This is a genomic window from Paraburkholderia sp. RL17-380-BIE-A (assembly GCF_046028085.1).
Taxonomy (GTDB): Bacteria; Pseudomonadota; Gammaproteobacteria; order Burkholderiales; family Burkholderiaceae; genus Paraburkholderia.
Genome location: NZ_JARESQ010000024.1, coordinates 38,299 through 65,034, shown reverse-complemented (window position 1 = coordinate 65,034; position 26,736 = coordinate 38,299). Strand labels below are relative to the sequence as shown.

General features: G+C 65.1%; 27 protein-coding genes. 12 read left to right on the top strand and 15 right to left on the bottom strand.

Annotated elements, in window-relative coordinates; all coding sequences use genetic code 11:
- Window positions 1–48 precede the first annotated feature (48 nt).
- The 12 genes from P0D68_RS31320 to P0D68_RS31265 all read right to left on the bottom strand — a co-directional run bounded on the left by P0D68_RS31320 (window position 49) and on the right by P0D68_RS31265 (window position 11,286).
- Window positions 49–1,002: a vWA domain-containing protein gene (locus P0D68_RS31320; protein WP_408302652.1), complete on the bottom strand. Its 954-nt coding sequence runs from the start codon at window positions 1,000–1,002 to the stop codon at window positions 49–51.
- Window positions 999–1,583 (bottom strand): tetratricopeptide repeat protein, encoded by a 585-nt coding sequence (locus tag P0D68_RS31315; protein ID WP_408302650.1) that lies wholly within the window; start codon window positions 1,581–1,583, stop codon window positions 999–1,001. The genes P0D68_RS31320 and P0D68_RS31315 overlap by 4 nt, the downstream gene beginning before the upstream one ends.
- A complete protein-coding gene (locus tag P0D68_RS31310; RefSeq protein ID WP_408302648.1) occupies window positions 1,580–2,566 on the bottom strand; it encodes a vWA domain-containing protein in 987 nt (328 codons plus the stop codon). Before P0D68_RS31310 ends, P0D68_RS31315 begins: the two co-directional genes overlap by 4 nt.
- Entirely contained in the window at window positions 2,563–3,522 is a 960-nt protein-coding gene (locus P0D68_RS31305; protein WP_408302645.1) for a calcium incorporation protein MxaA, read from the bottom strand. Before P0D68_RS31305 ends, P0D68_RS31310 begins: the two co-directional genes overlap by 4 nt.
- Window positions 3,519–4,382, bottom strand: a complete 864-nt coding sequence (locus tag P0D68_RS31300; RefSeq protein WP_408302643.1) for a DUF58 domain-containing protein — start codon at window positions 4,380–4,382, stop codon at window positions 3,519–3,521. The genes P0D68_RS31305 and P0D68_RS31300 overlap by 4 nt, the downstream gene beginning before the upstream one ends.
- Window positions 4,383–4,385: 3 nt before the next feature.
- Complete coding sequence (locus P0D68_RS31295) at window positions 4,386–5,405, bottom strand: AAA family ATPase (RefSeq protein WP_408302641.1); 1,020 nt, start codon at window positions 5,403–5,405, stop codon at window positions 4,386–4,388.
- Between the two features lie 210 nt (window positions 5,406–5,615).
- Entirely contained in the window at window positions 5,616–6,200 is a 585-nt protein-coding gene (locus tag P0D68_RS31290; protein WP_408302639.1) for a DUF3280 domain-containing protein, read from the bottom strand.
- Window positions 6,197–7,159, bottom strand: a complete 963-nt coding sequence (locus tag P0D68_RS31285) for a LysR family transcriptional regulator (RefSeq protein WP_408302637.1) — start codon at window positions 7,157–7,159, stop codon at window positions 6,197–6,199. Before P0D68_RS31285 ends, P0D68_RS31290 begins: the two co-directional genes overlap by 4 nt.
- A 15-nt stretch (window positions 7,160–7,174) precedes the next feature.
- The gene (locus tag P0D68_RS31280; RefSeq protein ID WP_408302635.1) at window positions 7,175–7,939 is read right to left on the bottom strand and encodes a hypothetical protein; all 765 of its coding nucleotides are present in this window, start codon (window positions 7,937–7,939) and stop codon (window positions 7,175–7,177) included.
- Window positions 7,936–8,847, bottom strand: coding sequence for a substrate-binding domain-containing protein (locus tag P0D68_RS31275; protein ID WP_408302633.1), 912 nt, complete (start codon window positions 8,845–8,847; stop codon window positions 7,936–7,938). Before P0D68_RS31275 ends, P0D68_RS31280 begins: the two co-directional genes overlap by 4 nt.
- A 30-nt stretch (window positions 8,848–8,877) precedes the next feature.
- Entirely contained in the window at window positions 8,878–9,297 is a 420-nt protein-coding gene (locus tag P0D68_RS31270) for a c-type cytochrome (RefSeq protein WP_091803505.1), read from the bottom strand.
- 171 nt (window positions 9,298–9,468) lie between these two features.
- Window positions 9,469–11,286 carry a methanol/ethanol family PQQ-dependent dehydrogenase gene (locus P0D68_RS31265; protein ID WP_408302631.1) on the bottom strand — a complete coding sequence of 606 codons (1,818 nt, stop codon included), beginning with the start codon at window positions 11,284–11,286 and terminating at the stop codon, window positions 9,469–9,471.
- Between the two features lie 423 nt (window positions 11,287–11,709).
- Between P0D68_RS31265 and P0D68_RS31260 the strand changes: the two genes are divergently transcribed.
- From P0D68_RS31260 to P0D68_RS31220, 9 genes are all read left to right on the top strand, one after another.
- Window positions 11,710–12,108: a 4a-hydroxytetrahydrobiopterin dehydratase gene (locus P0D68_RS31260; RefSeq protein ID WP_408184220.1), complete on the top strand. Its 399-nt coding sequence runs from the start codon at window positions 11,710–11,712 to the stop codon at window positions 12,106–12,108.
- A 193-nt stretch (window positions 12,109–12,301) separates the two neighbouring features.
- Window positions 12,302–13,330, top strand: a complete 1,029-nt coding sequence (locus P0D68_RS31255) for a beta-ribofuranosylaminobenzene 5'-phosphate synthase family protein (RefSeq protein ID WP_408184219.1) — start codon at window positions 12,302–12,304, stop codon at window positions 13,328–13,330.
- 115 nt (window positions 13,331–13,445) lie between these two features.
- A complete protein-coding gene (locus P0D68_RS31250; RefSeq protein WP_408302628.1) occupies window positions 13,446–14,387 on the top strand; it encodes an NAD(P)-dependent methylenetetrahydromethanopterin dehydrogenase in 942 nt (313 codons plus the stop codon).
- Between the two features lie 43 nt (window positions 14,388–14,430).
- Window positions 14,431–15,633: an ATP-grasp domain-containing protein gene (locus P0D68_RS31245; protein WP_408302626.1), complete on the top strand. Its 1,203-nt coding sequence runs from the start codon at window positions 14,431–14,433 to the stop codon at window positions 15,631–15,633.
- Window positions 15,608–16,648, top strand: coding sequence for a methenyltetrahydromethanopterin cyclohydrolase (mch, locus tag P0D68_RS31240; RefSeq protein WP_408302715.1), 1,041 nt, complete (start codon window positions 15,608–15,610; stop codon window positions 16,646–16,648). The genes P0D68_RS31245 and mch overlap by 26 nt, the downstream gene beginning before the upstream one ends.
- Window positions 16,645–17,679, top strand: coding sequence for an ATP-grasp domain-containing protein (locus P0D68_RS31235; RefSeq protein WP_408302624.1), 1,035 nt, complete (start codon window positions 16,645–16,647; stop codon window positions 17,677–17,679). The genes mch and P0D68_RS31235 overlap by 4 nt, the downstream gene beginning before the upstream one ends.
- The gene (locus P0D68_RS31230) at window positions 17,672–18,610 is read left to right on the top strand and encodes a triphosphoribosyl-dephospho-CoA synthase (protein ID WP_408302622.1); all 939 of its coding nucleotides are present in this window, start codon (window positions 17,672–17,674) and stop codon (window positions 18,608–18,610) included. The genes P0D68_RS31235 and P0D68_RS31230 overlap by 8 nt, the downstream gene beginning before the upstream one ends.
- Window positions 18,611–18,711: 101 nt before the next feature.
- Window positions 18,712–19,221 carry a formaldehyde-activating enzyme gene (gene fae / locus P0D68_RS31225; protein WP_091803533.1) on the top strand — a complete coding sequence of 170 codons (510 nt, stop codon included), beginning with the start codon at window positions 18,712–18,714 and terminating at the stop codon, window positions 19,219–19,221.
- A gap of 87 nt (window positions 19,222–19,308) precedes the next feature.
- Window positions 19,309–19,716: a hypothetical protein gene (locus P0D68_RS31220; RefSeq protein WP_408302620.1), complete on the top strand. Its 408-nt coding sequence runs from the start codon at window positions 19,309–19,311 to the stop codon at window positions 19,714–19,716.
- Window positions 19,717–19,795: 79 nt separating this feature from the next.
- On the opposite strand, the gene P0D68_RS31215 is transcribed toward P0D68_RS31220, so the two are convergent.
- Window positions 19,796–20,320, bottom strand: coding sequence for a dihydroneopterin aldolase (locus P0D68_RS31215; protein ID WP_408302618.1), 525 nt, complete (start codon window positions 20,318–20,320; stop codon window positions 19,796–19,798).
- Window positions 20,321–20,759: 439 nt separating this feature from the next.
- On the opposite strand from P0D68_RS31215, the gene P0D68_RS31210 reads away from it, so the two are divergent.
- The 3 genes from P0D68_RS31210 (at window position 20,760) to P0D68_RS31200 (ending at window position 24,897) form a co-directional block, all read left to right on the top strand.
- The gene (locus tag P0D68_RS31210; RefSeq protein ID WP_408302616.1) at window positions 20,760–22,850 is read left to right on the top strand and encodes a sigma-54-dependent Fis family transcriptional regulator; all 2,091 of its coding nucleotides are present in this window, start codon (window positions 20,760–20,762) and stop codon (window positions 22,848–22,850) included.
- Window positions 22,847–23,425: a flavoprotein gene (locus tag P0D68_RS31205; RefSeq protein ID WP_091803545.1), complete on the top strand. Its 579-nt coding sequence runs from the start codon at window positions 22,847–22,849 to the stop codon at window positions 23,423–23,425. The genes P0D68_RS31210 and P0D68_RS31205 overlap by 4 nt, the downstream gene beginning before the upstream one ends.
- Before the next feature lie 89 nt (window positions 23,426–23,514).
- Window positions 23,515–24,897: a DUF6513 domain-containing protein gene (locus P0D68_RS31200; RefSeq protein WP_408302614.1), complete on the top strand. Its 1,383-nt coding sequence runs from the start codon at window positions 23,515–23,517 to the stop codon at window positions 24,895–24,897.
- 22 nt (window positions 24,898–24,919) lie between these two features.
- On the opposite strand, the gene rpe is transcribed toward P0D68_RS31200, so the two are convergent.
- Window positions 24,920–25,639 carry a ribulose-phosphate 3-epimerase gene (rpe, locus tag P0D68_RS31195; protein ID WP_408302612.1) on the bottom strand — a complete coding sequence of 240 codons (720 nt, stop codon included), beginning with the start codon at window positions 25,637–25,639 and terminating at the stop codon, window positions 24,920–24,922.
- A gap of 29 nt (window positions 25,640–25,668) precedes the next feature.
- Window positions 25,669–26,706 (bottom strand): class II fructose-bisphosphate aldolase, encoded by a 1,038-nt coding sequence (fba, locus tag P0D68_RS31190; protein WP_408302610.1) that lies wholly within the window; start codon window positions 26,704–26,706, stop codon window positions 25,669–25,671.
- Window positions 26,707–26,736: the final 30 nt, after the last annotated feature.

Below are 26,736 nucleotides of genomic sequence, written 5' to 3'. Positions count from 1 at the left end.
TACGCTCCAAATTTTCCAGACCCTCGACAGGTATTGAGCAGAGCGGATTTACCCGTATGACGAGTTCGCACGTCCGGCGCTCACGCGACGCGTGGCCGAGTGAAACTCCGGTGCGAATCGCCAGGCGAGCAACAGCAGCGCCAGCAGCGCGGGACACCAGCGCAAATCCGTCGGCACCGGTTCGCGGTGAGCGAATCGCGCATCGAGCAGGGCCTCGCTCAAGGACGCAGTGCTCGACAGGCGGCGATATCCGAAGCCGATCTGTTCGGCCACGGCGGCAAGGTAATGCCCGTGCAATTCGGACAGCTCCTCGTGGCTTTCCGCCCGCGTTTCGGATCCCGGCCGCGTGGGTACCTGAATCACGTCCTCTGCCTGCCAGTAGCCGTCACGCCGACCGTCGGCATCGGTGCGCGGAATGGGCGCGGCCTGATCGCCACCAACGCCGATCAGCCAGCCCTTGACCTGAGCGGGGTTGATGTCCCGCGCCGGCGCATCCGAAGGCAGGATTGGCGGCGCCTCCTGTCCATCGGTAGCGAACACGACGGCCGCGCCATGACCGATATCCTGCGCCACACGAACCGCGGAATAGACGCCGCCCTCGGCAATGCGGCTCCAGTTGGTCCAGCGCATTCGCCAGTCGATCCTGTCGAGCGAGGACAGCAACGCATCGTAGTTGCTGCAGACTTCGACGGGCGGCAGCAACAGCAACGTCCGCTGACCGGTGAACACACTCCACCCAAGCTTCGACCCGCATGGCAATCGCCCCAGCGCGTCGCGCGCCGCAGCCCGCGCGAACGCCAGGCGGCTCACCGGTGCGCCATTCAGTGCGATGTCCTCGACATCCATGCTCTGCGTAATGTCGAAGGTGACGATGTAGCTGAACGTATTGCGCGGCAGTACCACGCGAGGCATGGCGACCGCTGCGATCAACAACACGAGCGCCACGGGCATCGTCCAGTGCCGCCGTCCGGAAAGCCCACGCTGCGGCGCGCCGAATCTCATGGCAGATCCTTGCTCTGCGGCTCGCTCACCTTGACGTTGTGCTGCGACTTGACCTCCGGCGATTCCGCCGTGGAGTGCGTTTCAGGCGCGAGCCACAGCGCCCGTTCGAGGTTATAGCGCGCATCCCAATCGTCCGGCGCGGCACGCAGCAAGGTCCGGTAGCGCGCCTTCGCCTCCTCGATCATGGCGGCCGACCGGACCGTGCCGGAGCGGCTGTCGCCCATGCTCTCGCGCAGGTACATGTTGCCAAGATCGAACAGCGCCGCGCGCCCTACCTCGCCAGACTGCCCGTCGCGGATCAGGTCCTCGAAGAGCGGGCCCGCCCTGTCGTAGGCACCCGCGTTCGACAACGCGATGGCGCGCGCGAGTCGAACCTGGCCGTCCTCGCGTTGGCCCTGTTCGTCGCGCAGAGCGCCTGTCGCGGCCGCTTTGCCGGCTGCTTTGGCTGTTTCAGCCGCGACTGCCGCGACCGCCTGATTGACGTGCTGCGCGTGCCGCAGGCGAACCCCGTCATACGCCGCGACACCGGCGCAACACAGCGCGACGGCCGCGAAGATGAGATGAATCGACGCGCGCTTCATGACCAGGCCCGCACCTGAAGCAGCCGCAAAGCCAGCAATAGCCCACATCCGGCCAGCGCGAGCGCGAAACAATACGGGCTGAGATCCTGCCGTGGCAAATGCTCGACAAACGAAGTCCGCGCGTTTTGCTGGCGGTTGATCTCGGCCATCGCGTCCTTCATCGCTCGCGCATCGCCGGCCTGAAAAAGCCGGTACGGGGTCTTCAGCGAGAGGAAGAAGCGATGCAGTTCGGCTTCGGCCGAAGACTCACTCGCGGGAACCGCAGCGTTCAGATCGGGACTGTAGGTGCCGCTGCGCAAGTAGATAAAGTAAAGCGCGATCTGGTTGCGCGTCAGTCCATCCTGAATGAGACGCCGTACTTCCGCGTCGAGTCTCGCACCACCGTCCGAGACGAGCACGATCGCCCGGCGCCCCGACGATGCCCAGCCATTGAACTCGCCGATCGCCGCCAGCAACCCATGGTCGAGTTGCGTGTCCGGCATGCCGCGACCCACCGCCGTGCCCGCAATCGCGGCTTCGATCACACGGGAGTCGTAGGTAAACGGCATCGCCAGCACCGAACTCGTGCCGAACATCATGAACGCAAGCCGGTCGTTGGGCCGTTGAGCCACGAAGTTCGTCAACGAAGCGCGCGCCACCTTGTTCTTCGATTCACCCGCCGGCGACTCCACGCCTTTGCTATTCATCGTTTCGTCCATGCTCGCACTGCGGTCCATCAGGATCAGGATCTGGGCTCCGCTGCCGGTACGCAGCACTTGCCGTTGCGAGCGTCCCGGACCGGCGAGGCCAACCACAATCGCCACCATCGCCAGCACGGCACTGCCCCGCACGACGAAGCCGAGCCATTGCCCAACGCGATCCTCCGGAAGCCATGCGACCCAGGAGAAGACCAGCGTGTCGCCGCGTCGTGGCAACAACGGCAGCGCGGCTAACGGCACGAGAACAAGCAGCCACGGATAGGCGAAATCGAATGCGGTGTTCATCGCTGATGGCGCTGCTCTGCGCGATACAGTGCGCGGCACAGCCCTCGTAGCGGATAAGGGGCGAGCGCCGGTGCAGGCGTGAAGAAGCGCTCGGTCGATTGCTGATAGAACTGTTCGAGTTGCGTGCGTAGCGGCTGCAAATACGGCGCTCGCGCGAACAGGCTGGGCAAAGAACCCGCGTGAACGACATGGCCCGCTGTTTCATTCAGTGCGCGGTGCAGGCAGAGCCATGCATCGGCAGACGTGTCCGCGTTCGGCGGGTTCAGCCGCCGCATCTGCCGCCACGCGCGCGCAAAAGGCAACCGCGCCGACTCGTGCCAGTTGCGCCACCGCCACCAACCCGCCCACGACAGCAGCGTCAGCAGTAGCAGGCCAAGCGCGAAACTCGCCTGCCGCCGCAGCGGCGCGGTCGGTAGCGAAGGAGCCTGCCGGTCAGGCCGCATCAATTGCAGGTCACCGGCATCGAAGGCATCGACCTGTGTCATCGGGCCGATGCTGAGCGGCCACTCCGCGACCTGCAGCGTCGCGCCGGACGCCGAGGTCAATGTCAACGCCGGCAAAGCAATCCTGGTGAGCGTGGGCGCGACGTTGACGATCTGGTAGTCGATTACCATCCAGCGACGACCGTCGGCATCGGTTTCGAACCGGGCGGGCCGCCGTTCCAGCCACTCGTCAGTGCGGCCGACGGAAGGCGGCGCCACCGAACCCGCATCGTGATCGCCGGCGGACAGCAGAATGCGTTGCGTGAGGATATCGCCGAGCAGGTGGCCGAATGCGCGCGGCTGTTGAACCGTTGGCTGAGACACATCGGCCGGCCCTGCGGCGACGCTGATTAGCGGGACCGGCGCCAACGCCACCACCAACAACCACGCTAGCGAAGAGACAAACCTCTTCGCGACAGAGGTCCCGCGCAGCAATCTATACGATCCGCCAGTGCAGCGCACGTCGAGTCTCATGCGATCGTCTCCAGAAAATAGCGCGACATCGCCTCTGGATCAAAAGCACTCTCGATGTAAAACGGCTGCATGCCACGCTTGCCGAACATCGTCGCGAGTTCAGCACGCCGCCGCGCGACAGCCTCGCGCCAACGCGCGCGCACGCTGCCACGCAGCCATAGCGTGCGCTGCCGGGCGGACTCGGCGTCACGGACCGCGAGCAGCGGAGCGCCGTGCGGTGGTGCGATCTCAGCGGTATCCCAGACCACCATCGGCACCACACAGGCATGAACCAGCAGGTCGAGTACGGCGGGCAATTCCGCGAGCGGCCAGTGAAAATCCGAAACAAGGAAGATCAGCGCGCGCCGCCCGGCCAGCGTCGAAGCGGCGCGCTGCAGCCCGGCAATACCGCCGCTTCCGGCTGTGTCGCTCGTGCTGTCACGCAACATCGTCGCGAGCAGGTTGCCGACGCCCCGGCCGTATCGCGCCGGCATGAATAGATCGTCACGCGCAGCGTTATCGAAGGCGAGCATGCCCAGCTGATCGCCGACGCGAAACGCGCTGTATCCCAACGCCTCGACAAAATCGGCGGCAACCTGCAATTTCGTCTGGCGCGCGCCGAAGTGCATAGACGCCGAAACATCGACGATCACCTGCACCGGCACCGCAGCGCGCTGCAGGTGAACCCGCACCAGCCATTCGGAGCGTGCGGCGCGCACGCTGGCGCGCAGATCCAGGCGGCGCGGATCCGGGTAGTCGAAAAGGCGGCCGTGCATCGCGAATTCCTGGCCGGCGCCGAAGCTCGATCCCGGATGCGAACCGGGACGAGAACCGCCTGCGCGCATCGGCAAACGGTAGTGAAATTCGGGGGTCGCGTTCATGGCTCAGGGTACGGCCAACCTGTTCATGATTTGCGCCGTGAGCGCTTCGGCGAGCTCCTGGCGGCGCAGTTCGTAGATCGGCGTGAAGAACACGCGATGCCCGAGCGCCGGCATCAGCACCGCATGAATATCCTCGGGCACCAGATGCGCACGGCCGGCCAGCCACGCCACCACGCGCGCGGCGCGCAGCAGCGCGCTCATGCCGCGAGGGCTCGCGCCCGCCAGAATGAGGCGATCCATATCGACGCCCTCTAGCGCAATGCCGAAACGCTGTGGCGTCTCCGTTGCCTGCCAGATATCCAGAACGTAGCGCTCGATCGTCTCACTCGACTGCACACTCTCCTGAATGACCGCGCCGACCTGGTTCAACTGTTCCCATGGAACGATCGCGGGCGGCAGTCGCGCAAGCAGCATGTCGACGTCATGGAACGTCGGATCGAATACCAGCGCCCGCCGCACGTCGGGCTCGGTCGGCGTGGGCATGCCCAACTCGAACAGGAAGCGATCGCGCGCGGCCGATGCAAGCTCGAAGGTCTCTTCCTTCTCGACCTTGTTGCGGTCGGCGAAGACCGTCATATGCGGAAAGCGGAATTCGCGATCGAACGCCCACACCGAACGCTCCGCCATCGCGCGCAACAGAAGCGACTGAACCTGCGGGCGCGCGCGATTGATTTCGTTGAAAAAGAACGTGCTCAGCCCCTCGCCGTGTCGAAGCAGCGGACCGGGGTCGATGCGCGGCCTGCCCTCGGCGTCGACGTACGTGTGATAGACGAGATCGCCGGGCATCAGATCGATGGTGCCTTCCACGCGCTCGAACTCCCCGCCCACCACCCGCGCAAACGCGCGCAATACTGTTGTCTTGCCGACACCGACTCCGCCTTCGAGGAGCACATGACCGCGGGCAAACAGAGCGACGGTGATGAGACGGATGATCTGCGGCTGGCCGATCACGACGCGCGAGACTTCATCTTCGATCTGCAGCGCATGCACGCGCCAGTCCTGAAGCAATTCGCCAGCACCCATCGATGCAATCCCCTATAGCAGACAATTCAGGCGCGGGCTCGTCATGAACCCACCAAATGAATGTGCTTCTCATGGCTATGCGCGGACGTCGCCGCATACTCTGTGCCAGTACGCTGCCGGGCGCAGCAGGCGCGCCCGCGCGAGGAACGATGTCAACGTGTCACGTATTCGAGTACACAGTGTGCCGCCGCTGAAGAATCCCGGACCCTCTCACGGTGAAATGCTGCTCGCAGCCGAACCCGCCGCCGCACTGCCGGCAAGCAGTCCCGCCAGCGCCGCTGCGCCGCGGCGCCAGGATACGTCGGTATTGCCGCGGATATCGACCGAACGCTGGAAGACGGTTGCGCCGCTCGCGACATCTTCGACATGCAGGTTGATATTCAGAATCAGGTTGCTGACTTTCTGGACCCAGCACCGGCCGACCTGTTCGACGCCGAGTTTGCGTCCCACCTGCCGCGCACAGTCAGCGCACGCGTTCAGATCTTGCGACGCGCCGAGTTCGGCGATCAGACCGGTGGCGGGCGCATTGTCGGCGACACGATAGCGCTGGGTGTCGCGCAACTGCTCACGCAGCGCCTCGCTGACCATCTCGATACGCGCTTGCTGGATGCGGTTGGTCGCGGCATCGTTATAAGCCGCGTTATCGTCGATCAGCACGCAATCCATGACCGCGATCGAGGTCGGCGCGCCGAACGCCTGCGGGCACGCGAGCGCCACGCAGATCACGCCGAGGGTCCGCACGTATCGCACGTACTGCACGTATCGCACAAACGCCCCACGTCCTGTCATGCTCATCTCATCACTCCTGATTTCGCGGGCAACGTGGTGTATGGCGCATACTCGCGCTCCAGATAAACGGCGGCCTGCTCCAGCAGGAACTGCCGGAACACCGTGCAGGTCGGCGACAGTTGTTTGGCCCGCAAATGCACGACTTGCCACGTCCGTTCGATTGGCGTGCCATTGACGTCGAGCAACGCAATTTCCTGGGTACGCAGTTCCAGCAGCAGTGTATGCAGGGAAATCAGACTCACCCCCATGCCGGCCATGACCGCCTGTTTGATCGTTTCGTTGCTGCCGAGCGTGACGACCTTCGCGGGCGTGAAGAGATGCTGCCTGAACATTTCCTCGGCTGCCATACGCGTTCCCGAACCGTGCTCGCGCAGCAGGAATGTGTCGCCGCGCAGCTCCTGCAGATCGAAGCGCCGCGCGCCGCATAACGGATGGTCGAGCGGCGCGATCACTACTTGCGGATGCCACGCGAGCGGCTCGGTCGTGGTGTCGAGTTCCGGCGGTGGCCGCCCCATGATGGCGAGGTCGATCGCATTGTCCTGCAAGAGGCGTAGCAGCGCGTCGCGATTTCCGACGGAAAAGTGCACATCGACCTTGGGATACAGGTGCGAATACATGGCGAGCAGCTTCGGCGCGAAGTATGTCGCGGAACTGACTATACCCACCGCGATCGAGCCGCTATCGGCCTGCTTCAGCGAGGTCATCGCGTCTTCGGCATCCTTGATCTCGCCTAGAATGCGGCTCGCGTGGTGGCTCAGCATTTCACCCGCTTCGGTCAACGTGAGCTTGCGCGCAATCCGCTCGAACAGCCGCAGACCGACCGCCTCTTCGAGCTGATGAATCTGCATCGACACCGCCGGCTGGGTCAGATGCAGTTCCTCCGCGGCCCGTGCGAAGCTCGTGTACCGGCTCGCCACCACAAAGATCTGCAACTGACGCAAGGTCAGCGAGCGGATGAAATTCACCTTGGCGCGGCCTCGCTAACGGCTCGCACGAGGCGCGTCGGAAGGCTTCACCGGCGCATGCGGCGCGTGCGGCGGCGACGGCAGCTTTTGCAACGCCGCCTGGAAGCTGAGCGTCTCGGTCTGCACCGGATGTGCAAAATCGTTGTTCGCGCCGGGCACGTCGGTGCGGATCAGCGCGACCCGGCCGGGCAGCGAATCCGCGATCAGGAACGTATAGCGCTTGCCGGTGTATTGCGCGAAGCGTTCAGCATTGGGGTCTCCCAGATACGGCTGCACGACGATCTGCCGGGCCTTGACCGTCTTGCCGCCGATCTGACTGGTCACCGTCTCGATCTTCGGCCCCGCGGCGAGCGCGAGCCGCAGACGCTGCTGGAAGTAGCGCCGTTGCCCGCCGGTCAGGTTCTGCATCTCCGTGATATCGCGTTCGAGGAAATAGATGATCACCGGATTGCACTGCAACCCGGCATTCGGCAAGGGCACCGCTCCGCTGTGATCGGACACCTGGGCATCGCCTTTGGCATTGTCCGGGCTGAGCACCAGCACCTTGACGACGTCCGTGCTGTGCGCCGGTTGATTCGAGCTGAGGAACGTGTAGTCGAGCTCGGTCTGCTGCTGTACGCCCGGCAAATGATCCGTCGTGAAGATGAGCCGCTCGGCGGCCGAGATTTCATCAGCGTTCGCGGCAAACGCTGCGGCAGGCATCCCACACGCCGCGCACGTGACGCCCACCGCAAGCACCTGCCGCCACGCGCGGCGCAACCGCATTCGCGCACCCTTCATGGCGACCCGTCCGCGGACTTGCCGGCCGGCGTGTCGACGGGCTTCAGAAGCGGCACTTCGTAACTCGTGAGAATGCTGTCGATCTTGTCGTGGTTCGCGCCGATCCATTGATCGACCTTGTCCTTCCACGCTTTCTCGCCGTAGCGCACGCCCATCGAGATCGTATAGTCGAAGCGGATCCCCGGCGTGGCGGGGAATGGCACGAGCTTGACCGTATCGCCGGAACGCTTGGCGAAGTAACCCGCAATCGGCCCCCACAGGAACACCACATCGACATTGCCCGCCTGCAGATCCTTTTCGATCATCTGGCCGGGATATTCTTGCGGATCGCCGCTTTGCACCTGATACGAAACCGCCTGATCGATCAGGTCATGACTGAGCAGCCAGTCGACTGCGGGCGTCTGCGAAAAAATGCCGAAGCGCAGCTTGTGCAACTGGTCCGGCGGCAGCTTGAGCAGATCATCAGGCGTGTTGATGCCGGCGAGTTCAGGCCGCTTGGTAAACACCATCGCATACGTGGAACGCAGGTAGGGCTGCGTCGTGGAGGTCATGTCGTAGCCTTTCGGCACGCCGATGATCAGGTCGCACTTGTAGCGCTCCGTCTCGGGCACCTTCTCGCGCAACGTGTGACGCACGAAGCCCATGCGCTGCGGAAAATAGGTGTACTCGAGCTTGTAACCGAAATCGCTCGCCATCTGGCTTGCAATCCGGTTCTCGTAACCTTCGCCTTTGTTGTTGGACAAAGGCATGTTGTTCGGGTCCGCACAGACTCGCAGCACGCCGTCGGCGCCATCGTTATTCGGCATTGCCTCGCCTTCGGCACGCACCGCGCCGCCTGCAATCACCGCGTAGCACAGCGCGGCGGCGACGAGCGCGACGTGCGTGGGCATTCGTTTGCCATGACGCATCGATAACCTCCTGAAGTAGAGACGCGGGCGCTATTTCGCGTCGATGGCCTGCAGATCGCCGGGCTTGATCTGGCCGTCGGAGCGCCCTTTCAGATAGGCGTAAAGGTTCTCCCAGTTCTTCTGCATCATCTGGCTCGAACTGAAGTCGGGCATGCCCTTGTCGACCCGGCCGCCGAATACGGTGCGGTGAAACTCCGTTTTGTCCAGCGTCTTGAACGCTTCGACCAGCGACGGTCCGACCATGCCCTGCTGCTGCGCGCCGTGACAGCGTTCGCAGGCCAGCGCGCGCCAGGTCTTCCAACCTTGCAGCGTATTGCTGTCGACCTTGCTGCCATCGACCACCTTGTACGCCACCTGGGCAATCGCGGGATTGGTCTGGGCGAACGCAGCGGGCAGTACGATGAAAAAGGCGGGCAGAGCCGCCCGCAACAAGATTGATCGGCCTTTCATATGCACATGTCTCCTTCAAAGTGGGGCCGCGCCCCGGCGCGTTTCATCGACGCGTGGACGAAAAAGCGCGGCCCGGATAACTCGTAGACGACTCGTGTGATCGAAGGCGCTGCCGGCTGCCCGAACCTTCACAGGGCAAACCGGCCGCGCGTTTCAACCTGACCCGGCCGTTCAGCCGTTGCCGCCGGGAATGGCGAACACGAACAGCGTGCCGCCCAGTGCCGTGTACTTCGCAAGCTCGCGATAACCGCCCACCGCGCCGAGGCCTTCATTCGACTTCTCGAGGCCCGCCGCCATGCCGATACCGGCCCAGCCGCCAATACCCGAATAGACGCCGATGAACTGCTTGCCCTGATACTCGTAGGTAAACACGTTGCCGATGATTCCCGACGGTGTCTTGAAGCGCCACAGTTCCTTGCCGTCCTTGATGCGCACGGCCTTGATGTAGCCTTCCAGCGTGCCGTAGAAGGCCACGCCGCCCGCGGTCGCGAGCACGCCCGACCATACCGAGAACCGCTCCGGCTTGGACCAGACGATCTTGCCCTTCGAAGCATCCCAGGCAATGAAGTTACCCATCGAGTTGTTGTCGTTCGGGCCCGGATACATCGACAGCGTGGCACCCACATACGGCTGGCCCGACACGTAGTCGACATCGAACGGCTCATAGTCCATGCAGACGTGGTTGGTCGGCACGAGGAACAAGCTCGAACCCGGGTCGAACGCTGCCGGCTGCTGGTCCTTCGAGCCGAGCGCCGCCGGACAGATGCCCTTCACGTTGTGATCCGAGCCGGCTGCCTGGGTCGAATAGGCCGCGTTGCGAATCGGCTTGCCGCTCTTCATATCGACGTGATCAGCCCAGTTCACCGCCGGATCGAACTTCTGCGCAACCAGCAGTTGTCCGGATTCGCGATTCAACGTGTAGCCGAAACCGTTACGGTCGAAGTGGACGATAGCCGGAACCTTCTTGCCGTCGATCGACAGGTCCGACAGGATCATTTCATTCACGCCGTCATAGTCCCACTCGTCGTGCGGCGTCATCTGGTAGACCCACTTGGCCTGACCGGTGTTCAGATCACGCGCGAAGATCGACATTGACCATTTGTTGTCGCCCGGACGTTGCGTCGGGTTCCATGTACCCGGATTGCCAGTGCCGTAGTAGACAAGGTTGAGTTTCGGATCCCACGCGTACCAGCCCCAGGTGGTGCCGCCGCCCAGTTTCCACTGATCACCCTTCCACGACTTCAGCGACGAGTCCGCGCCCACCGGCACCATCTTGCCGTCGGCATAGGTCGTCGTCTTGTCGGGGTCGATCAGCATGTCCTTGTCCGGACCCGTGCTGTAGGCCGTCCAGGCCGGCTTGCCGGTCTTGATGTCGTACGCAATGAGACGCCCGCGCACGCCGAACTCGCCGCCGGAGATGCCGGTCAGCACCTTGTCGCCGAACACGTGCGGCGCGTTGGTGTTGGTTTCACCTGCCTTGGGATTGCCGTTTTGCGCGGTCCAGACCACATCGCCGGTTTTCGCGTTCAACGCGACGAGTTTGGTATCCGCCTGCTGCAGGAAGATCTTGCCGTCGCCATAGGCGAGCCCGCGGTTGACGGTATCGCAGCACATCACGGAGACCACCGACTCGTCCTGCTTCGGCAGGTACTGCCAGATGAACGTTTGATCCTTCAGGTTGATGGCAATGACCTTGTTAGGGAACGGCGAGTGGATATACATGGTGTCGCCGATCACGAGCGGCGAGCCTTCGTGGCCGCGCAGCACGCCGGTCGACATGGTCCAGGCGACCTGTAGTTTCCCGACGTTGTTTTCGTTGATCTGCTTGAGTGGGCTATAGCGACGGTTGGCATAATCACCCGCCTGCGCCGCCCAGTTGGACGGATTCTTCATGAGCCCGTCGAGCTGCGAGTCGGCCTGTGCAACGAAAGAACTCAAGGCTGCCGACGCGAGGATCGCGAGCCCAAGAACCGTGGTGCGTAAGTTCATGTCTCCTCCAGAATGGTCTTGCTGTTCAACTCACGAATGACCCACGCTACCTCGTCGCATCGGGCGCGCCTCCTCGAATGCGGGTAACGATCAGCGCCGCTTCCCGATCGTTGCCGGGCTTTATGGCGCATGACGGCCAACGCATATTCCATGCCGGAATCGAACCACCGTGCGCATCCTTCGCCGCCAGAAGCTCGTCCGGGCGCGCCGCGCGGCGAAGCGTGCCGCGCATCGGCAGCGTGGCCGCAACGGCTGCGCCGCCCCGGGTGGGACATACTGTGTCACGCGCCGGTACGAAGCGTGTCCGTCGCGAAGCAGGCAGCAACAGAACGCGCGCACCCAGGGCGCGACCCGTTCACTGGCCTGTCATTTGCAGCGCATCATGTGGTTAAGGGTGGTTCCAACACGTGTGGAGCAACGGTCATGGCAAACGCAGAACAGGTCTACTCCGACGAGGAGATCCAGCAACGCCTCGTCGGCCCGCTACAGCACTGGTATCTGGAAGACGGCTGGCTGCGGCGCAAATACCGCACCGAAGGCTGGAAAGGAACTTTGATGGTCGTGAACGCGGTGGGCCATCTCGCGGAAGCGGCCTGGCATCACCCTGATCTCACGGTCTCCTACGCATTCGTCACCGTGAAGCTCAAGACGCATTCCGCAAAAGGCATCACGGACAAGGACTTCGCGCTCGCCGGCAAGATCGAGTCGTTCATTCAGTGGCAGCCGGGCACTGAAGGCGGGCCCCTCGAAGGCACGCCGACGGACGATCAACGCTTCCGATATATCAAGTACGACAAGCCGAAAACCACCCCGAGCGATTGAAGCGCGCCGCCGCTCGCCGCGGGCCTGGTACGGGTTTCGCTTGAAGTCCCCCGCCGGGCCGCCGCGCCGCGGCACGCGCGGTCGCCGCGGCGGCCTCTTCGAGTATGCCCGCTCATGCACGGCAACTCATGCACGGCAACTCATGCACTGCAAGTCATGCGCGGCCACTCAAGCACGAATAAGGACACTCGCGATGCAGCTTCACGTTCGCCGCCTTCCGCCTCAAGCCACCGTGTCGGTCGACGCGCCCGCGCGGCTGCATCTGGGGTTTCTCGATCCGAACGCCTCGCTCGGACGCGCGTTCGGCAGTCTCGGGCTGGTCATCGACGGCGCGGGCACCCGCGTCGAAGCGCGGCTCGCCGAGCGCGACCGGATCGACGGTGTGGTGACCGATGCGGAACGCGAGCGCATTGCGATCTGTCTGGAACGGCTGCACGCGGCCTATGACCCGACGCCCGTCGCGATCGAAGTGATCCGCACACCGCGCGCGCACAGCGGCATGGGATCGGGCACGCAACTCTCGCTCGCCGTGGGCAGCGCCTTCGTTCGTCTGCTCGGCCACGTGGCGACCACAGCCGAGCTTGCCAGTCTGCTCGGACGCGGCGCCCGTTCGGGCATCGGCGTACTCGGTTTCGACTCCGGCGGCCTGCTGGTGGACGGGGGACCGTCCGGCGATCTGCATGCGGGCGTGCCGCCTCTGCTCGCGCGCCAGACGTTTCCCGATAGCTGGCGCGTGCTGCTTGTCAGCGACAACGCCCGCGAGGGCCTGCACGGTGCTGAAGAGCGCCGCGGCCTCGCCGCGCTCGCGCCGTTTCCGCAACAACTCGCCGCGCATTTGTGCCACCTCGTGCTGATGAAGATTCTGCCGGGCGCCGCGGAGCGCAACATCGTGCCCTTTGCGCAGGGTCTGACGCAGATGCAGCAAACCATCGGCGAATACTTCGCGCCCGTGCAAGGCGGCGTGTTCGCGAGCCCCGATGTCGAGCGCGCGCTGCGCGCCGTGGCCGCCGAGCGGACCGCGGGCATCGGCCAGACCTCGTGGGGACCGACGGGCTTTGCGATCGTCGCCAACGCGCGCGAGGCCGAAGCTGCGCTCGCCACGGCACGCGAGGCCACGCGCGGACTGCCGCACATCGAATGCACGATCGTCACCGGACGCAATCGCGGCGCGACGGTGCGCTCCGCCGAAGCACGGCAGCAGCAGCACATCGACGCCGCATGATGCGCCTCGGTCCCGCGTTCCGGCCCGCCGATCCGCCAGCCGCGGACAACCCCGCGCCGCCACGAGCCTCCCTTGCGCCTTGCATGAGAAATGTCACTGAAACGAGCCGCCCGCCATGTCCGACACCACTGAAAAGCCCGCTGAAAGACCTTATATCCTGCACATGTTCACGGCCACGCCGCAGATGAGTCCATTCGACGTGAACATGGCCGCCGACGCCGGCTACCAGATCATCGTGCCGTACTGCGGCGTCGATGCGGGGATGGTCGCGAACCTCACTCAGGACGCGATTTTCTCGCGTGGTCCGAAGGGTGTGTCGCGCACCGGCATCTTCATCGGCGGGCGTGACGTCATGCTCGCGGCCGACATGCTCGACAGCGCGCGCAAAGCCATGGTGCCGCCGTTCGAAGTCTCCGTGTTCGCCGATCCGAGCGGCTCGTACACGACCGCCGCCGCGCTCGTCGCGTTGGTAGAGCGGCATCTGGCCAAGGCCTTCGGCATGGAACTGGGCGGCAAGCGCGTGCTGATTCTCGGCGGCACCGGCGCGGTGGGACGTGTGGCCGCGGCCATGGCGGCCTCGCTCGGCGCCGACGTGTCGATTGCAAGCCACAGCGACCCGGCGCGCGCGATGCATGTCAGCGACGACATCAATCAGCGCTTTAGCATCGTCACCAAGGGCGTGGGCACGGCAACCCCGGCAGAACTGCGCGCCGCGTTGGGCGAGGCCGAAATCGTGCTCGCCACGGCCATCGCCGGCGTGCAGGTGGTCGGCACCGAGGATCTCGCGCATGCCCGGCATCTGCTGATTGCCGCGGATGTGAACGCCGTGCCGCCGGAAGGCATCGCGGGCGTCAACGTGATGAACGACGGCAAACCGATCGGAGGCGTGCCGACGGCGGGCGGCGCCATTGGCATCGGCGCGCTGGCGATCGGCAATGTCAAATACCAGGTGGAGCATCGTCTCTTCATCCGCATGCGCACCGGCGGCAAGCCGGTCTACCTGGGTTTCCCGCAAGCCTTCGACGAGGCCCGCGCCGTCGCGGCCGGCCTCGGTTGAGCGCGCTGCGTCGCACCCGCGCGTTACCACGACCCGAGTCGCCATGAAGCCGCGCCCATTGCTCCCGCACGCGCCGTTCGTCGTCGTGGCGGGACTGTCCGCCCGCATGCTCGCGCAGTCCGCCGCGCGCGCCGGCCTGCGCGTCGCCGCGCTCGATGTGTTCGGCGACCGCGATACCCGTGAGGCGTCCGAGTTGTGGTTCGACATTGGCGGCGGGCCATTGGCGATCGACGGGCAGCAACTCGCCGCAGCGCTCGAACGCACCGCGCGTTTGCCGGGCCTCATCGGCTGGATCGACGGCAGCGGGCTCGAGCCGTTCGTCGCGCACTTGTGCGCGATACCCGGCCTGCCCCGCTTCATTGGCAATCCTGTGGAAGCGAGCGCCGCGGTGCGCGAACCGCAGCGGTTTTTCGCGCTGCTGGACGCGCTGGATATTCCGCATCCGCCGGTCGCCTTCGCGCCGCCCGCTACCACGCAAGGATGGCTGGTCAAACGCGCGGACGGTTGCGGCGGCACCCATATCGAGCCGGCCTCGGCGTTCGGCGATGCGCGCGTGCCCGCGCAAGCCTATTTCCAGCGCCGACGTGACGGGCGCTCGCTATCGGCACTATTCATTGCCGCTCGCGGCAGTGCGCGCGTGCTTGGCTTCGCGGAGCAACTCACCTGCGCAATGGGGCATCTGCCTTTCGTTCATACCGGATCGATCGGTCCGATCGATCTGCCGCCGAGCGTGGTGGCACGCGTGCACGCGGCCATCGCCGCGCTTAGCGCGCAGACCGGCCTCACCGGCATCAATAGCTGCGACTTTCTGCTCGACGGCGACGCGTTCGAACTGCTCGAAATCAACACCCGCCCCTCGTCGACGATGACGCTCTACGAGACCGCGTCGCCGCACGCGTGGCCGCGCGGCCTGCTCGCCTGTCATATCGAAGCCTGCCGCCACGGCCGTCTGCCGCCAGCGCCCACTGCGTCGCCGTGGCGCGCGGGTCAACAGGTGCTGTTCGCGCCGCGTCCGTTCGCCGTCTCCCCGTCCTTCAGCGACGCCTGCCTGCGCGACCCGCTCTGCCGCGACGTGCCCATGCCCGGCATGCGGATCGACGCCGGCGACCCGGTCTGCACGCTGCTCGTGCGCGCAACTTCGGTCGACGCCGTGCGGTACGCGCTCGCCGCGCAGCAAGCGCTCGTTCTGCAACGAATCGAAACCTGTCATGAACCCGACTATGCCTTCATCCAATGCCACTCCTGACGCGCCGCAACCTCCGCAGCCGCCGCTCGCCGGTGCTGCCGCGCTAAGCGTCAACGCGCTGAGCGAGCGTCTCGTCAGCCGTCTGGTCGAGGACGCCGTGCGCTTCGGCGCGGCCATCACCCACGCGGAACACGGCACCGTGCTGGTCGACGCGGGCGTCACGGCGCCCGGCAGCGTCGCGGCCGGCGTGCTGATTGCGCGCATCTGCATGGGCGGCCTCGGCCACGTCACGGTGCGCGAAAGCCTGGACGCGCAGCCGCTGTGGCCCAGCATGATCGAAGTGCGCACCTCGTGGCCGGTGCTCGCCTGCCTCGGCAGCCAGTACGCCGGCTGGAGCCTGTCGGCGACGAAGGAACAGACCGGCGGCAAGAAGTTCTTCTCGCTCGGTTCGGGTCCGGCGCGCGCGCTGGCGGTGAAGGAGCCGCTGTTCGCCGAACTCGGCTATCGCGACCGGCACGAGCGCGGCGTGCTGGTGCTCGAGGTCGATCGCCTGCCGCCGCAGGTCGTGATCGACAAGGTGGTGCACGACTGCGGCCTCGCACCTGAGCGGTTGACGCTCATTACCACGCCGACACACTCTGTCGCGGGAACGGTACAGGTGGTGGCGCGTGTCGTCGAGGTTGCGTTGCACAAAACGCATGTGCTCGGCGTCGCGCTGGACGAGGTGGTGGAAGGCGGCGGCTCGGCGCCGCTGCCGCCACCCGCGCCGGACGGCATTCAGGCAATGGGGCGAACCAACGACGCGATCCTGTACGGCGGCCGCGTGCATCTCACCGTGAAGCACGATGCCGTGGCCAGACAGCTCGCCGAGGAATTGCCCGCATCTACTTCACGCGATTACGGCCGCCCTTTCGCGGACATCTTCACGTCGTTCAATTACGACTTCTATCAGATCGATCCCGCGCTGTTCGCGCCCGCCGAAGTGTGGGTGAGCAGTCTCGAGAGCGGCGCGACGTATCACGGCGGCCGCGTCGACGCGGCATTGCTGCACGATCAATGGGGCGGCAAGCCATGAGCTTCCCCGAGCCTCACGCCGACTCCGTCACCCCGCGAGCGACTCTGCGCATCGCGATCATGACCGACGAAACGGGCTGGCATACCGGACGTCTGAAAAAGGCCTTCCGCGCGCGCGGCGCGGAAGCACGCTGCATCGATCTGGCGGATTGCCGGATCGACACGACGTGGGAACCGCATGGTCTGGTGCTGCCGGGCTTCGGTCACACGCTGCCGGACGCGGTTTTCGTGCGCGGCATTGCCGGTGGCACCTTCGAGCAGGTCACGCTGCGGCTGGGCATCCTGCATGCGCTGCGCGAGTCCGGCGTGCCGGTCTACAACGACGCGCGCGCGATCGAGCGCAGCGTCGATAAATCGATGACGAGTTTTCTGCTTCACCGCAACGGCGTACCGACGCCCGCGACATGGGCCGGCGAATCGGCGGCATTCGCGCAGCGCGTGCTGATGCGCGAAGCGGCGGCCGGACGCCAGGTCGTGCTCAAACCGCTGTTCGGCTCGCAAGGCCACGGACTCAAACGACTCGGCGCGGGCGGCCCCCATTCTGGCGCGCTGGCCCCTCTGCCCTCGCTCAAACCGTATCAGCAGGTTGCGTATCTACAGCGCTATATCGATGGCGGCCGCCCGGGTTTCGACTGGCGCGTGCTGGTGATCGGCGGCCGCGCCGTGGCGGCGATGCGGCGTGTCGGCGGCAAGGGCTGGATTCATAACTTCGCGCAAGGCGCGACATGCGAGGCGGCCGAACTCGATCTGCCGCTCGCGCAAACCGCGGTGCGCGCCACCGAGGCACTCGGACTCGACTATGCGGGCGTCGACCTGATTCCCGATCCCCAAGACGCCACCCGGCCGCTCGTGCTGGAAGTGAACGGCGTGGCGGCATGGCGCGGCCTGCAGTCGGTCACGCCGGTCGATCTAGCCGCGGCGCTCGCCGACGACCTGCTGCAGCGCAAGCTGCCCGCGCAGCGCCGCACCGTCAGTGAGCCCGCGCAAACCAGCGAGGCCGCCGCCGTGGCGTTGCATGGACGTCATGGCTGAGCCTCCCTGTTCCGTCGCAGTCGACGACGTTCACGCCGCTTTCCTAGCGGCGTGCCGGCTCGATGTGGAAACGCCCAAGCCCGGCAACGTCAGCGTGCAAAGCGCCGGCCACGGCATGCGCGCAGCCCAGTTCATCACCAGCGCGCAGGCCGCCGCCGATGCGCTGCTCAAACGCGGCGCGCCGGTCGGCCAGCGCGTGCTCGATGCGCTGACCCGCACGCGCGACGCGGTCGGCTGCAACACGAACCTCGGCATCCTGCTGCTCGTCGCCCCGCTCGCCGCGGCGCTGGAGGACACCGTGCGCCCGCTGTCAGCCAACGCCTGGCGCACGGCGACCGCGCGCGTGCTCGCGCGGCTCGATATCGACGACGCGCGCCTCACGTACCGCGCAATTGCGCTCGCCAACCCCGGCGGTCTCGGCGAAGCCCCCGAGCAATCGGTCCACGAGCCGCCGACCGTCGACCTGCGCGAGGCGATGACGCTCGCCGCCGGACGCGACAGCATCGCCCGTCAATACGCGGAGGGCTTTCGCGACATCTTCGAAACCGGGCTCGCCGCATATCGCGAGATGCCCGCCGATCAGCCACACGTCGCGACCCTCAATGTGTTTCTCACCTTTCTCGGCCACTGGCCCGACTCTCACATTGTGCGTAAGCAAGGTCGCGCCGTGGCGCAGAGTGTCACGCTTGCGGCACGCGAGCGGCACGCGCAATGGCGCCTCGCGCTCGCGCAAAAGCACCCTGACGCGGCGGCTCAACCGCTCGATGCATGGGATGCCGAACTGAAGGCGAGCGCGATCAACCCGGGCACCAGCGCGGACCTGACCGTGGCGACGCTGTTCGTCGCCGGCTGCCTCGCCTGCGCCTGCAACGCCGGCGCATCGCCACGCGAGCGGCGCGAACCGCGCACTGGCACGGATCCTGTTAGTTAGTGCCACCGTGCATCAACCAGCCGCCCGGCGATCGGGCAATACGATCGCCACCGGCGGCATGTCAGTCAGCAAGTCCGTATTCCACTCATCGGAGGAACAGAATGGCCAAGATCAATCGCGTGCTGATAGGAGAGTCGCTCGTCGGCGACGGCAACGAGGTCGCACACATCGACTTGCTGATCGGACCGCGGGGTTCGGCTGCGGAAACCGCATTCTGCAATGCGCTCACCAATAATAAGGATGGCTTTACATCGCTACTTGCCGTCATCGCGCCAAACCTCCTCACCAAGCCGAACACGATTCTGTTCAACAAGGTGACCATCAAGGGCGCCAAACAGGCCGTGCAGATGTTCGGCCCCGCGCAGCACGCCGTTGCGCTCGCTGTCGCAGACAGCGTCGAGGACGGCACGATCCCGAAGGACGAGGCGGACGATCTGTTCCTGTGCGTCGGCGTCTTCATTCACTGGCAGGCGGAAGACGACAAGAAGATTCAGGAGTTCAACTACAAGGCAACGCGTGAGGCGATCCAGCGCGCGGTTGCCGGTGAACCGACTGCCGCGGAAGTCGTGGCGAAGAAGGGCAGCGTCGCGCACCCGTTTGCCCCGAACTGAGTGTGCGCGAGTTCGCGTGAATGCGACGGGCGCCCGCCGTTACGCGGGCCCCGGGCTGAAGCGCGAACTCTTTGATAGAGGCATGAGATGACCATACGATGTCGTGCGCTGGCGGCCTTCGCCTGCATCGCGCTCGCGGTACCGCTCGCCTGGGCGGACGGCGACACGCCCACGGCGCCTGCCCCGGCGGGGGGCCACAACTACCCGACGCAGGGCCGCGTCGAATACGTGTTGAGTTGCATGGACGACAACGGGCACGATTTCGTGAACGTCTATAAATGCTCGTGCGTGATCGACAAGATGGCCGCCAAGCTGTCCTACGATGACTTCGTCGCTCAGTCGACGTTCTCGAAGTACGCAACCTTGGGCGGCGAAGGCGGCTCGGAATTTCGGGTCGACCACGCTAAAGCGCAGACGAAGAAATTCCGCACGTTGCAGACGGACGCCTATCACAGTTGCGGAATAGGCTCCGACAAAACGGCGTCGGCGAAATAGCCGAGCGTGTGATGCGTGTGAGGCGTGTGAGGGCCTTGGCGCGCGGAGCCGGCAACGGCGCCGCGCCGCTCTGTCGCGCTCAGTTCGGAATCAACCCTGCTCCAAGCGACGCATACCCCACGAGACTCGTGGCCGGTTGGGCCATATCGCTGCGCTGCCGCTCGATCTGCACGCCGACGGCCGCCACGTCATCGAACTTGGCGGGTTTGGCGAGCGCCACACGCACCCAATGAGCGCCGAAGTCGTTGATCAGCAGGCGCGCCACCGCTTCGGCAAGCGCTTCGAGCAGGCGCACGCCGTGCGCGGCGAGCAGCGCATGCAGCGCATTGCGTACCGCCGCATAGTTGATCGTGTCCTCGATACGATCAGTCGTGCATGCACGGATCGCGGGAACCCCGATCGCGAGGTTCATCCTCACCGGCTGCAGCACATGTTGCTCGCTGCTGTCGATACCGATAATCGTCTGACCGATGAATTCCTCGATAAAAACGATGTCCATGCGCCCGGGCCGCGTGCCGGTAGCGGGCGAATCGGACGGGACAGTGGCGCGCGGCGCGCCGGCAGCGGAGAAACTGGCAAGGCGAACGGCATCGATACGGTCCATGGTGTACTCCGCCGCAGTGCGGCAAAAAATTCAGCAAGACGAGTTAGCAGAAGTGATTCGGGTAAACGCAAACGGGTAAACATAAAGCAGGTCAGGTGACAGCACGCGCAGCACTCTGCGCCGAACCTGCAACACTCTCCCTGCTGCCGGCGGGCCGGAAACGCTCTTCACGGCATGGCTTCGGGAAAAGCAAAAATCGGGCACGCCATGTAGGGTTATGGCGACTTCTTATTGAACGGGAGCGACATCCGGCGTACAGTTTTAAGCCGACGCCTGACATAACGGCGAATCACTCGGTGCGCATACGGACCGCAGAAGCCGCGGCGCAAGGGGAAGACAGTATCGATAAAGCGGCACTCGTGGCGCGCATCGCGAAGCAGAACTCATGCAACGCAATGCGGACCGGCGCGCACGAACTGACGCAACGGAGACAGGCCCTATGTCGTTGCTTGCTGACAGCACGCTGCACGTCCGCGAAGTTCTGAACGTCGTCAACCATCAGTTGGCAACGCGACCGACGAGCGAACCCGTCGCTCAATCGTGGGCGCGCTGCATGAACGAATTCCAGCTCGACCCTTCCCGTTTTGTCACGCCCCCGGTCCTGACGGACTACGAACTAAGCTCGCGCCGCGATGCCATGGGCGATCTGATCGCGTGCTCGAAGCTCGAAATGACCACGCTTTATCAGCAACTGGCCGATCCCGAACTGGCGGTCGTGCTGGTCGATGCGGGTGGGATGATCGTCCATCAGGTTTCGTCGGTGCCTTTCGCTGAAGCCGTGGCGGCAGACGGCTTTCGCGTCGGCGCCTTGTGGAGCGAGCGCGAAGCCGGCACGAACGGCATGGGCACGTGTCTGGCCGAACGCGACTGCATCGCCGTGTGCCAGCACGAACATTTCTATCCGCGCTATACGTCGCTCACCTGCTCCGCCGCGCCGATTTTCGACGACCGCGGCGAGATTGCCGCCGTGCTGGACGTGACGAGCCGCTCGAAGCTGCTCCAGCAGCATTCTCTGGTGCTCGTGGGCATGTCGCGGCAAATGATCGAAAACCGCCTGCTGGATGCGCGTTACCGGCACGCGAACATGATCCACTTTCACAGCCGCCCGGAATTCGTCGGTACGCTGCACGGCGGCAAACTGGCGGTCGCGGACGACAGCACGGTGCTCGCCGCGAATCGCAGCGCCCTCTTTCAGCTCGGTTTCCGCACGCTCGGCGAATTGCGCGGCCGGCGCATCGAGGAAGCCTTCAATGCATCGCTCGAAGACATGATCGCGCGCAGCATTCGCGGGTCGTTTCATCCTGTCACCGTGTATAGCGCGAACGCGACCAACCGCTTCTTTCTCGTCGCGCAAACGCCGCAAAGCAGCGCGGGGCGCGGCACCAGGGTGGCGATGACAGCGCCGGCCGCGCGCGCCAGCGCCGTCGACAAACGGCCGGCGCCGGCCCGGCTCGACGAAATCGCGCACCTCGAATTCGGCGACCCGCGCATGGCTTCGCAAATCCAGCTTGCGGCGCGCGTGGTCCAGCGCAAAATCCCGGTGATCATCCGCGGGCAAACGGGCACCGGCAAGGAAGTTTTCGCGCAGGCGCTGCACAGCATCAGCCCGCACGCGGCGGGCCCGTTCGTGCCGGTGAACTGCGCGTCGCTGCCCGAAAACCTGATCGAAAGCGAACTGTTCGGCTATCGTGCCGGCGCCTTCACCGGCGCGCAGCGCGAAGGGCGGCGCGGCAAGATCGTGCAGGCCAACGGCGGCACACTCTTTCTCGACGAAATCGGCGACATGCCGCTCTCGTTGCAGGCGCGGCTTCTGCGCGTGATCGAGGAACACGAGGTCACGCCGCTCGGCGCCGAAACGACCATCAAGGTCGATTTTCAGCTCATTAGCGCGAGTCACCGCAATCTGCTCGAACTCGTGCATAGCGGGCAATTCCGCGAGGATCTGTATTACCGGCTCAAAGGCGTCGAACTGAATCTGCCGCCGCTCGCGGAACGGATCGACAAGCTCGCGCTGATTCATCATCTGCTCGAAAACGAATCCGACGATGAACCACCCGAGTTGACCCCGGAAGCCGAACACGCGTTGCTGACCTATGCGTGGCCCGGCAATATCCGCCAGTTGCGTCACGTGTTGCAGATGGCTATCGCGCTGTGCGACGGGCAGCCGATCCGCTGCGAAGACCTGCCTGCCGAAGTCACGCAACGTGGGCCGGAAACCGGACTGGTGGCAGCTTCCCGCACGGCGGTAGTGGACCCCGAACCGCATCTGGCCGACGAAGCGGATCTTTCCGCGCTCAATGCGATCCAGTTGAACGAACGCGGAACCGTTCTCACGCTGCTCGACGAGCATCGCTGGAATGTCAGCAACGTCGCCAAGGCGCTCGGCATCAGCCGCAACACGCTGTACCGGAAGATGCGCCGGCTGCACATCCGTCTGTCGCACGACGGCTCGGCGCACGACGGCGCGCCGCCCGACGGACTGTCACCCGACGATTCGCCATCCGAAGAATCGCCGCCCTGTAACGCATGACCCAGGCGCCCGCTCGCAATCTCGCGGACTTCAAGCCCGATGCGCGCTTCGCATGGTGCGTAACCGGCTCCGGCCACTTGCTCGACGAGTCGATTGCGCTCGCACTCGAGTTGCCGCGCGTCGACCTCTTCCTTTCCGCAGCCGCGGAAGAAGTCCTGCCGCTATACGGCTGGCCGCTGCCGACCTTGCGCAAGCACTTTCGCGTGTTTCGCGACAATAGCGCGAGCGGCGTGCCGGTCGGCATGCTCTATCACGGCATGTATCACACTGTCGTGATCGCGCCGGCCACCAGCAATACGGTGGCCAAATGCGCGTTCGGCATCTCCGATACGCTGCCGACCAATATGTACGCGCAGGCGGGCAAGCAATGCATTCCGGGCATTGTCTTTGCATGCGACACGGAACCGACCGTGGTCACGCAAAGCCCGAACGAATGGGTCGAACTGCGTCCGCGGGCGATCGAACTCGACAACGTTGAGCGCCTGTCGCGCTTCGAATACACGACGCTCGTCCGCTCGCTGGATGAACTGAAAGCGGCGCTCGCTGAACGCTTGTCGACTCTCGATCTCGCATAAATCTCGCATGAAACAGCCCCCACGCACCTTGCGGTCGCGGCTCGCCGAGTGGGAATCAATACGCCTTGCGCGGACCGACGCGTACTGACATGGACCACATTGTCTTCCTGACTGGCCGGCTCGCCGAAAAGAGCCTGATCCGCGTGCTCGAAAGCATGGCGCCGACGCCGTTCAGTTGGGAGATTCGCGAAATCGGCCTGCAGGTCGCGGCACTCATGACGGCCGACATGATCCGCCGCCGGGTGCCTGTTCCGCTCGTTGCACAGCGCGTGATCGTGCCGGGTCGCTGCCGTGGCGATCTCGCCGCGCTGGCCGAACACTACGGCGTGCCGTTCGAGCGCGGCCCGGAGGAGGTCAAGGATCTGCCGCAATTCTTCGGCCGCGAGGCGCAGCCTTTCGACCTGACGCGCTACGAGACCGACATTTTTGCCGAGATCGTCGATGCGCCTCGGCTCGACCTGGACGGCATCGCCGCGCGGGCGCGCGAGTACGCCGCGCAGGGCGCAGACGTGATCGACATTGGTTGCCTGCCCGAAACGCCGTTTCCGCATCTGGAAGACGCGGTGCGCCTGCTGAAAGACCAGGGGCATCGTGTGAGCGTCGATTCGATGCGTAGCGAAGAACTGCTGCGCGGCGGCCGCGCCGGCGCCGACTATCTGATGAGCCTGAACCTCGATACGCTATGGATCGCCGACGAGGTGCCGTCCACGCCGATCCTCGTCGCCCGCGAACCGGGCGATCCGGCCTCGCTCGACGCCGCGATCGAGCTGCTCGCCGCACGCGGACGCGCGTTTCTCGCCGACCCGATTCTCGATCCGATTCCATTCGGCCTTGCCGCGTCGATTGCGCGTTATGTCCGGCTGCGCGAGCGTTACCCGGATATCGCCATCATGATGGGCATCGGCAATGTCACCGAGTTGACCGAGGCCGACACCAGCGGCATCAACGCCGTCCTGCTCGGCATGGCCGCGGAGCTTCGCGTGAGCGCGGTGCTCACCACGTCAGTCAGCCTGCATGCGCGGCGCGCGGTGCGCGAAGCCGACGTAGCCCGCCGGGTGATGCACGCCGCCCGCGAGGCGCAGGTGCTGCCCAAAGGCATCAACAGCGATCTCGCGACCGTTCATGCCAAACGCCCGTTTCCGTACAGCGCCGCCGAAATCGACGAGTTTGCCCGCGACGTGCGCGACCCCAACTTCCGTGTCCAGGTCAGCGCCGACGGCATTCATGTCTACAACCGCGACGGCCATCGCCAGGCAGGCGACCCATTCGCGCTCTACCCTGACCTGCATCTCGAAGCCGACGGCGGCCACGCATTCTATATGGGCGTCCAGCTCGCGCGCGCGGAGATCGCATGGCGGCTCGGCAAGCGTTTCGATCAGGACCAGCCGCTCGACTGGGGCTGCGCGGTCGAGCGTCCCGAGCAGGACCTCACGGCGTGGCACGCGCCGGGCGAGACGATGAAAAAGCGCTGAAGGCCGGCGCCCGAGCGTCCATTCATTGCGCCATCGCCAATGCGCCAGCGCCTTCGCTGTCTTCGTTTACCTGCTCCAGTTCGTCGCGCATCGCGGCGATCGCCCGCGCGTAGTCGCCAGCGCCGAACACCGCGGAACCCGCCACGAATACATCCGCGCCCGCCGCCGCGATCTGCGCGATATTGGCCGCCTTCACCCCGCCGTCCACCTCGATCAGCAAGCGCCGTCCGGTCCGCTGCATCGTCGCATCGACCCGTCCGCGCAACGCTCGCAGTTTATCCAGCGTTTGTGGAATGAACGCCTGCCCGCCAAAACCCGGATTCACCGACATCACGAGCACCACGTCGAGCCGCTCGATCACATGGTCGAGCACCGTGAGCGGCGTGGCCGGATTGAGCGCCAGTCCCGCGCGCGCGCCGCTCGTCTTGATGAGCTCGATGGTGCGGTGTACGTGCAGCGACGCTTCCGGATGAAAGCTGATGGTATTCGCGCCCGCTTCGGCAAAGCTGGTCACGAGCGAATCGACGGGTATCGTCATCAGATGCACGTCGATCGGCACGGACGTATGCGGGCGAATGGCCGAGCACACGAGCGGCCCGACCGTGAGGTTCGGCACGTAATGATTGTCCATCACGTCAAGATGAATCCAGTCCGCGCCGGCCGCGGTCACGTCGCGAATCTCGTCGGCCAGGCGGGCAAAATCCGCCGACAGCAGCGATGGGGCGATCAGGAAATCACGCATGGGCGTCTCCTTGGAAACAGGTCAGTGGTTTAGTGGTAGCGGCGCGCCATCGCATCGAGCGGCAAGGGCTTGATGCGCGACGCCTGGCCCGCGCAGCCGAACGCCTCGAAACGTTCGACGCAGATCGCGCTCGCCGCCGCCGTCGCCGCCTTCAACGCGGCGCGCGGGTCGAATTCGGCGCGCGCATTCGCCATCGACTTGCGCATCGCGCCGCTCATCGCGAGCCGGATGTCGGTGTCGATATTGACCTTGCGCACGCCATGCGCAATGCCGCGCTGGATTTCCTCGACGGGCACGCCGAACGTGGTGGGAATCTCGCCGCCGTATTCGCGGATCACCGCGAGCCACTCCTGCGGCACCGACGAGGAACCGTGCATGACGAGATGCGTGTTCGGAATCCGTTCATGAATTTCGACGATCCGGTCGATCGCGAGAATATCACCGGTCGGCTGGCGGCTGAATTTGTATGCGCCATGCGACGTGCCGATCGCAATCGCCAACGCGTCCACGCCGGTCGCCTCCACGAAAATCTGCGCCTCGCGCGGATCGGTGAGCAACTCGTCGCGCGAGAGCTGGCCTTCGGCGCCCACACCGTCCTCGTCACCCGCCGTGCCGGTTTCGAGCGAACCAAGACAACCGAGTTCGCCTTCGACGGAAACGCCCACCGCATGCGCCGCCTCCACGACCCGGCGACTCACGTCGACGTTGTACTCGTAGGCTGCGGGCGTCTTCTGGTCGGGCGGCAAGGAGCCGTCCATCATCACCGACGTGAAGCCCGAGCGGATTGCCTGCTGACACACCGCCGGGCTCGCGCCGTGATCCTGGTGCAGCACGAGCGGGATATCCGGATGCGCCTCCAGCGCGGCCAGCACGAGATGGCGCAGGTACGGTTCGCCCGCGTACTTGCGCGCGCCCGCCGACGCCTGCAGGATCACCGGACTGGCGGTCGCTTCGGCGGCCTGCATGATCGCGTGGATCTGCTCCATGTTATTGACGTTGAAAGCGGGCACGCCGTAGCCGTGCTCGGCCGCGTGGTCCAATAGTTGCCGCAGTGCTATGAAGGGCATCGCAAACTCCTCGAAGTCGAATCGGATCGG

What these genes read in the sequence shown, in the direction of transcription:
- P0D68_RS31320 (WP_408302652.1), bottom strand. Translation starts at nt 1,002, where the DNA reads ATGAGATTCGGCGCGCCGCAGCGTGGGCTTTCCGGACGGCGGCACTGG.
- P0D68_RS31315 (WP_408302650.1), bottom strand. Translation starts at nt 1,583, where the DNA reads ATGAAGCGCGCGTCGATTCATCTCATCTTCGCGGCCGTCGCGCTGTGT.
- P0D68_RS31310 (WP_408302648.1), bottom strand. Translation starts at nt 2,566, where the DNA reads ATGAACACCGCATTCGATTTCGCCTATCCGTGGCTGCTTGTTCTCGTG.
- P0D68_RS31305 (WP_408302645.1), bottom strand. Translation starts at nt 3,522, where the DNA reads ATGAGACTCGACGTGCGCTGCACTGGCGGATCGTATAGATTGCTGCGC.
- P0D68_RS31300 (WP_408302643.1), bottom strand. Translation starts at nt 4,382, where the DNA reads ATGAACGCGACCCCCGAATTTCACTACCGTTTGCCGATGCGCGCAGGC.
- P0D68_RS31295 (WP_408302641.1), bottom strand. Translation starts at nt 5,405, where the DNA reads ATGGGTGCTGGCGAATTGCTTCAGGACTGGCGCGTGCATGCGCTGCAG.
- P0D68_RS31290 (WP_408302639.1), bottom strand. Translation starts at nt 6,200, where the DNA reads ATGAGCATGACAGGACGTGGGGCGTTTGTGCGATACGTGCAGTACGTG.
- P0D68_RS31280 (WP_408302635.1), bottom strand. Translation starts at nt 7,939, where the DNA reads ATGAAGGGTGCGCGAATGCGGTTGCGCCGCGCGTGGCGGCAGGTGCTT.
- P0D68_RS31275 (WP_408302633.1), bottom strand. Translation starts at nt 8,847, where the DNA reads ATGCGTCATGGCAAACGAATGCCCACGCACGTCGCGCTCGTCGCCGCC.
- P0D68_RS31270 (WP_091803505.1), bottom strand. Translation starts at nt 9,297, where the DNA reads ATGAAAGGCCGATCAATCTTGTTGCGGGCGGCTCTGCCCGCCTTTTTC.
- P0D68_RS31265 (WP_408302631.1), bottom strand. Translation starts at nt 11,286, where the DNA reads ATGAACTTACGCACCACGGTTCTTGGGCTCGCGATCCTCGCGTCGGCA.
- P0D68_RS31260 (WP_408184220.1), top strand. Translation starts at nt 11,710, where the DNA reads ATGGCAAACGCAGAACAGGTCTACTCCGACGAGGAGATCCAGCAACGC.
- P0D68_RS31255 (WP_408184219.1), top strand. Translation starts at nt 12,302, where the DNA reads ATGCAGCTTCACGTTCGCCGCCTTCCGCCTCAAGCCACCGTGTCGGTC.
- P0D68_RS31250 (WP_408302628.1), top strand. Translation starts at nt 13,446, where the DNA reads ATGTCCGACACCACTGAAAAGCCCGCTGAAAGACCTTATATCCTGCAC.
- P0D68_RS31245 (WP_408302626.1), top strand. Translation starts at nt 14,431, where the DNA reads ATGAAGCCGCGCCCATTGCTCCCGCACGCGCCGTTCGTCGTCGTGGCG.
- mch (WP_408302715.1), top strand. Translation starts at nt 15,608, where the DNA reads ATGCCTTCATCCAATGCCACTCCTGACGCGCCGCAACCTCCGCAGCCG.
- P0D68_RS31235 (WP_408302624.1), top strand. Translation starts at nt 16,645, where the DNA reads ATGAGCTTCCCCGAGCCTCACGCCGACTCCGTCACCCCGCGAGCGACT.
- P0D68_RS31230 (WP_408302622.1), top strand. Translation starts at nt 17,672, where the DNA reads ATGGCTGAGCCTCCCTGTTCCGTCGCAGTCGACGACGTTCACGCCGCT.
- fae (WP_091803533.1), top strand. Translation starts at nt 18,712, where the DNA reads ATGGCCAAGATCAATCGCGTGCTGATAGGAGAGTCGCTCGTCGGCGAC.
- P0D68_RS31220 (WP_408302620.1), top strand. Translation starts at nt 19,309, where the DNA reads ATGACCATACGATGTCGTGCGCTGGCGGCCTTCGCCTGCATCGCGCTC.
- P0D68_RS31215 (WP_408302618.1), bottom strand. Translation starts at nt 20,320, where the DNA reads ATGGACCGTATCGATGCCGTTCGCCTTGCCAGTTTCTCCGCTGCCGGC.
- P0D68_RS31210 (WP_408302616.1), top strand. Translation starts at nt 20,760, where the DNA reads ATGTCGTTGCTTGCTGACAGCACGCTGCACGTCCGCGAAGTTCTGAAC.
- P0D68_RS31205 (WP_091803545.1), top strand. Translation starts at nt 22,847, where the DNA reads ATGACCCAGGCGCCCGCTCGCAATCTCGCGGACTTCAAGCCCGATGCG.
- P0D68_RS31200 (WP_408302614.1), top strand. Translation starts at nt 23,515, where the DNA reads ATGGACCACATTGTCTTCCTGACTGGCCGGCTCGCCGAAAAGAGCCTG.
- rpe (WP_408302612.1), bottom strand. Translation starts at nt 25,639, where the DNA reads ATGCGTGATTTCCTGATCGCCCCATCGCTGCTGTCGGCGGATTTTGCC.
- fba (WP_408302610.1), bottom strand. Translation starts at nt 26,706, where the DNA reads ATGCCCTTCATAGCACTGCGGCAACTATTGGACCACGCGGCCGAGCAC.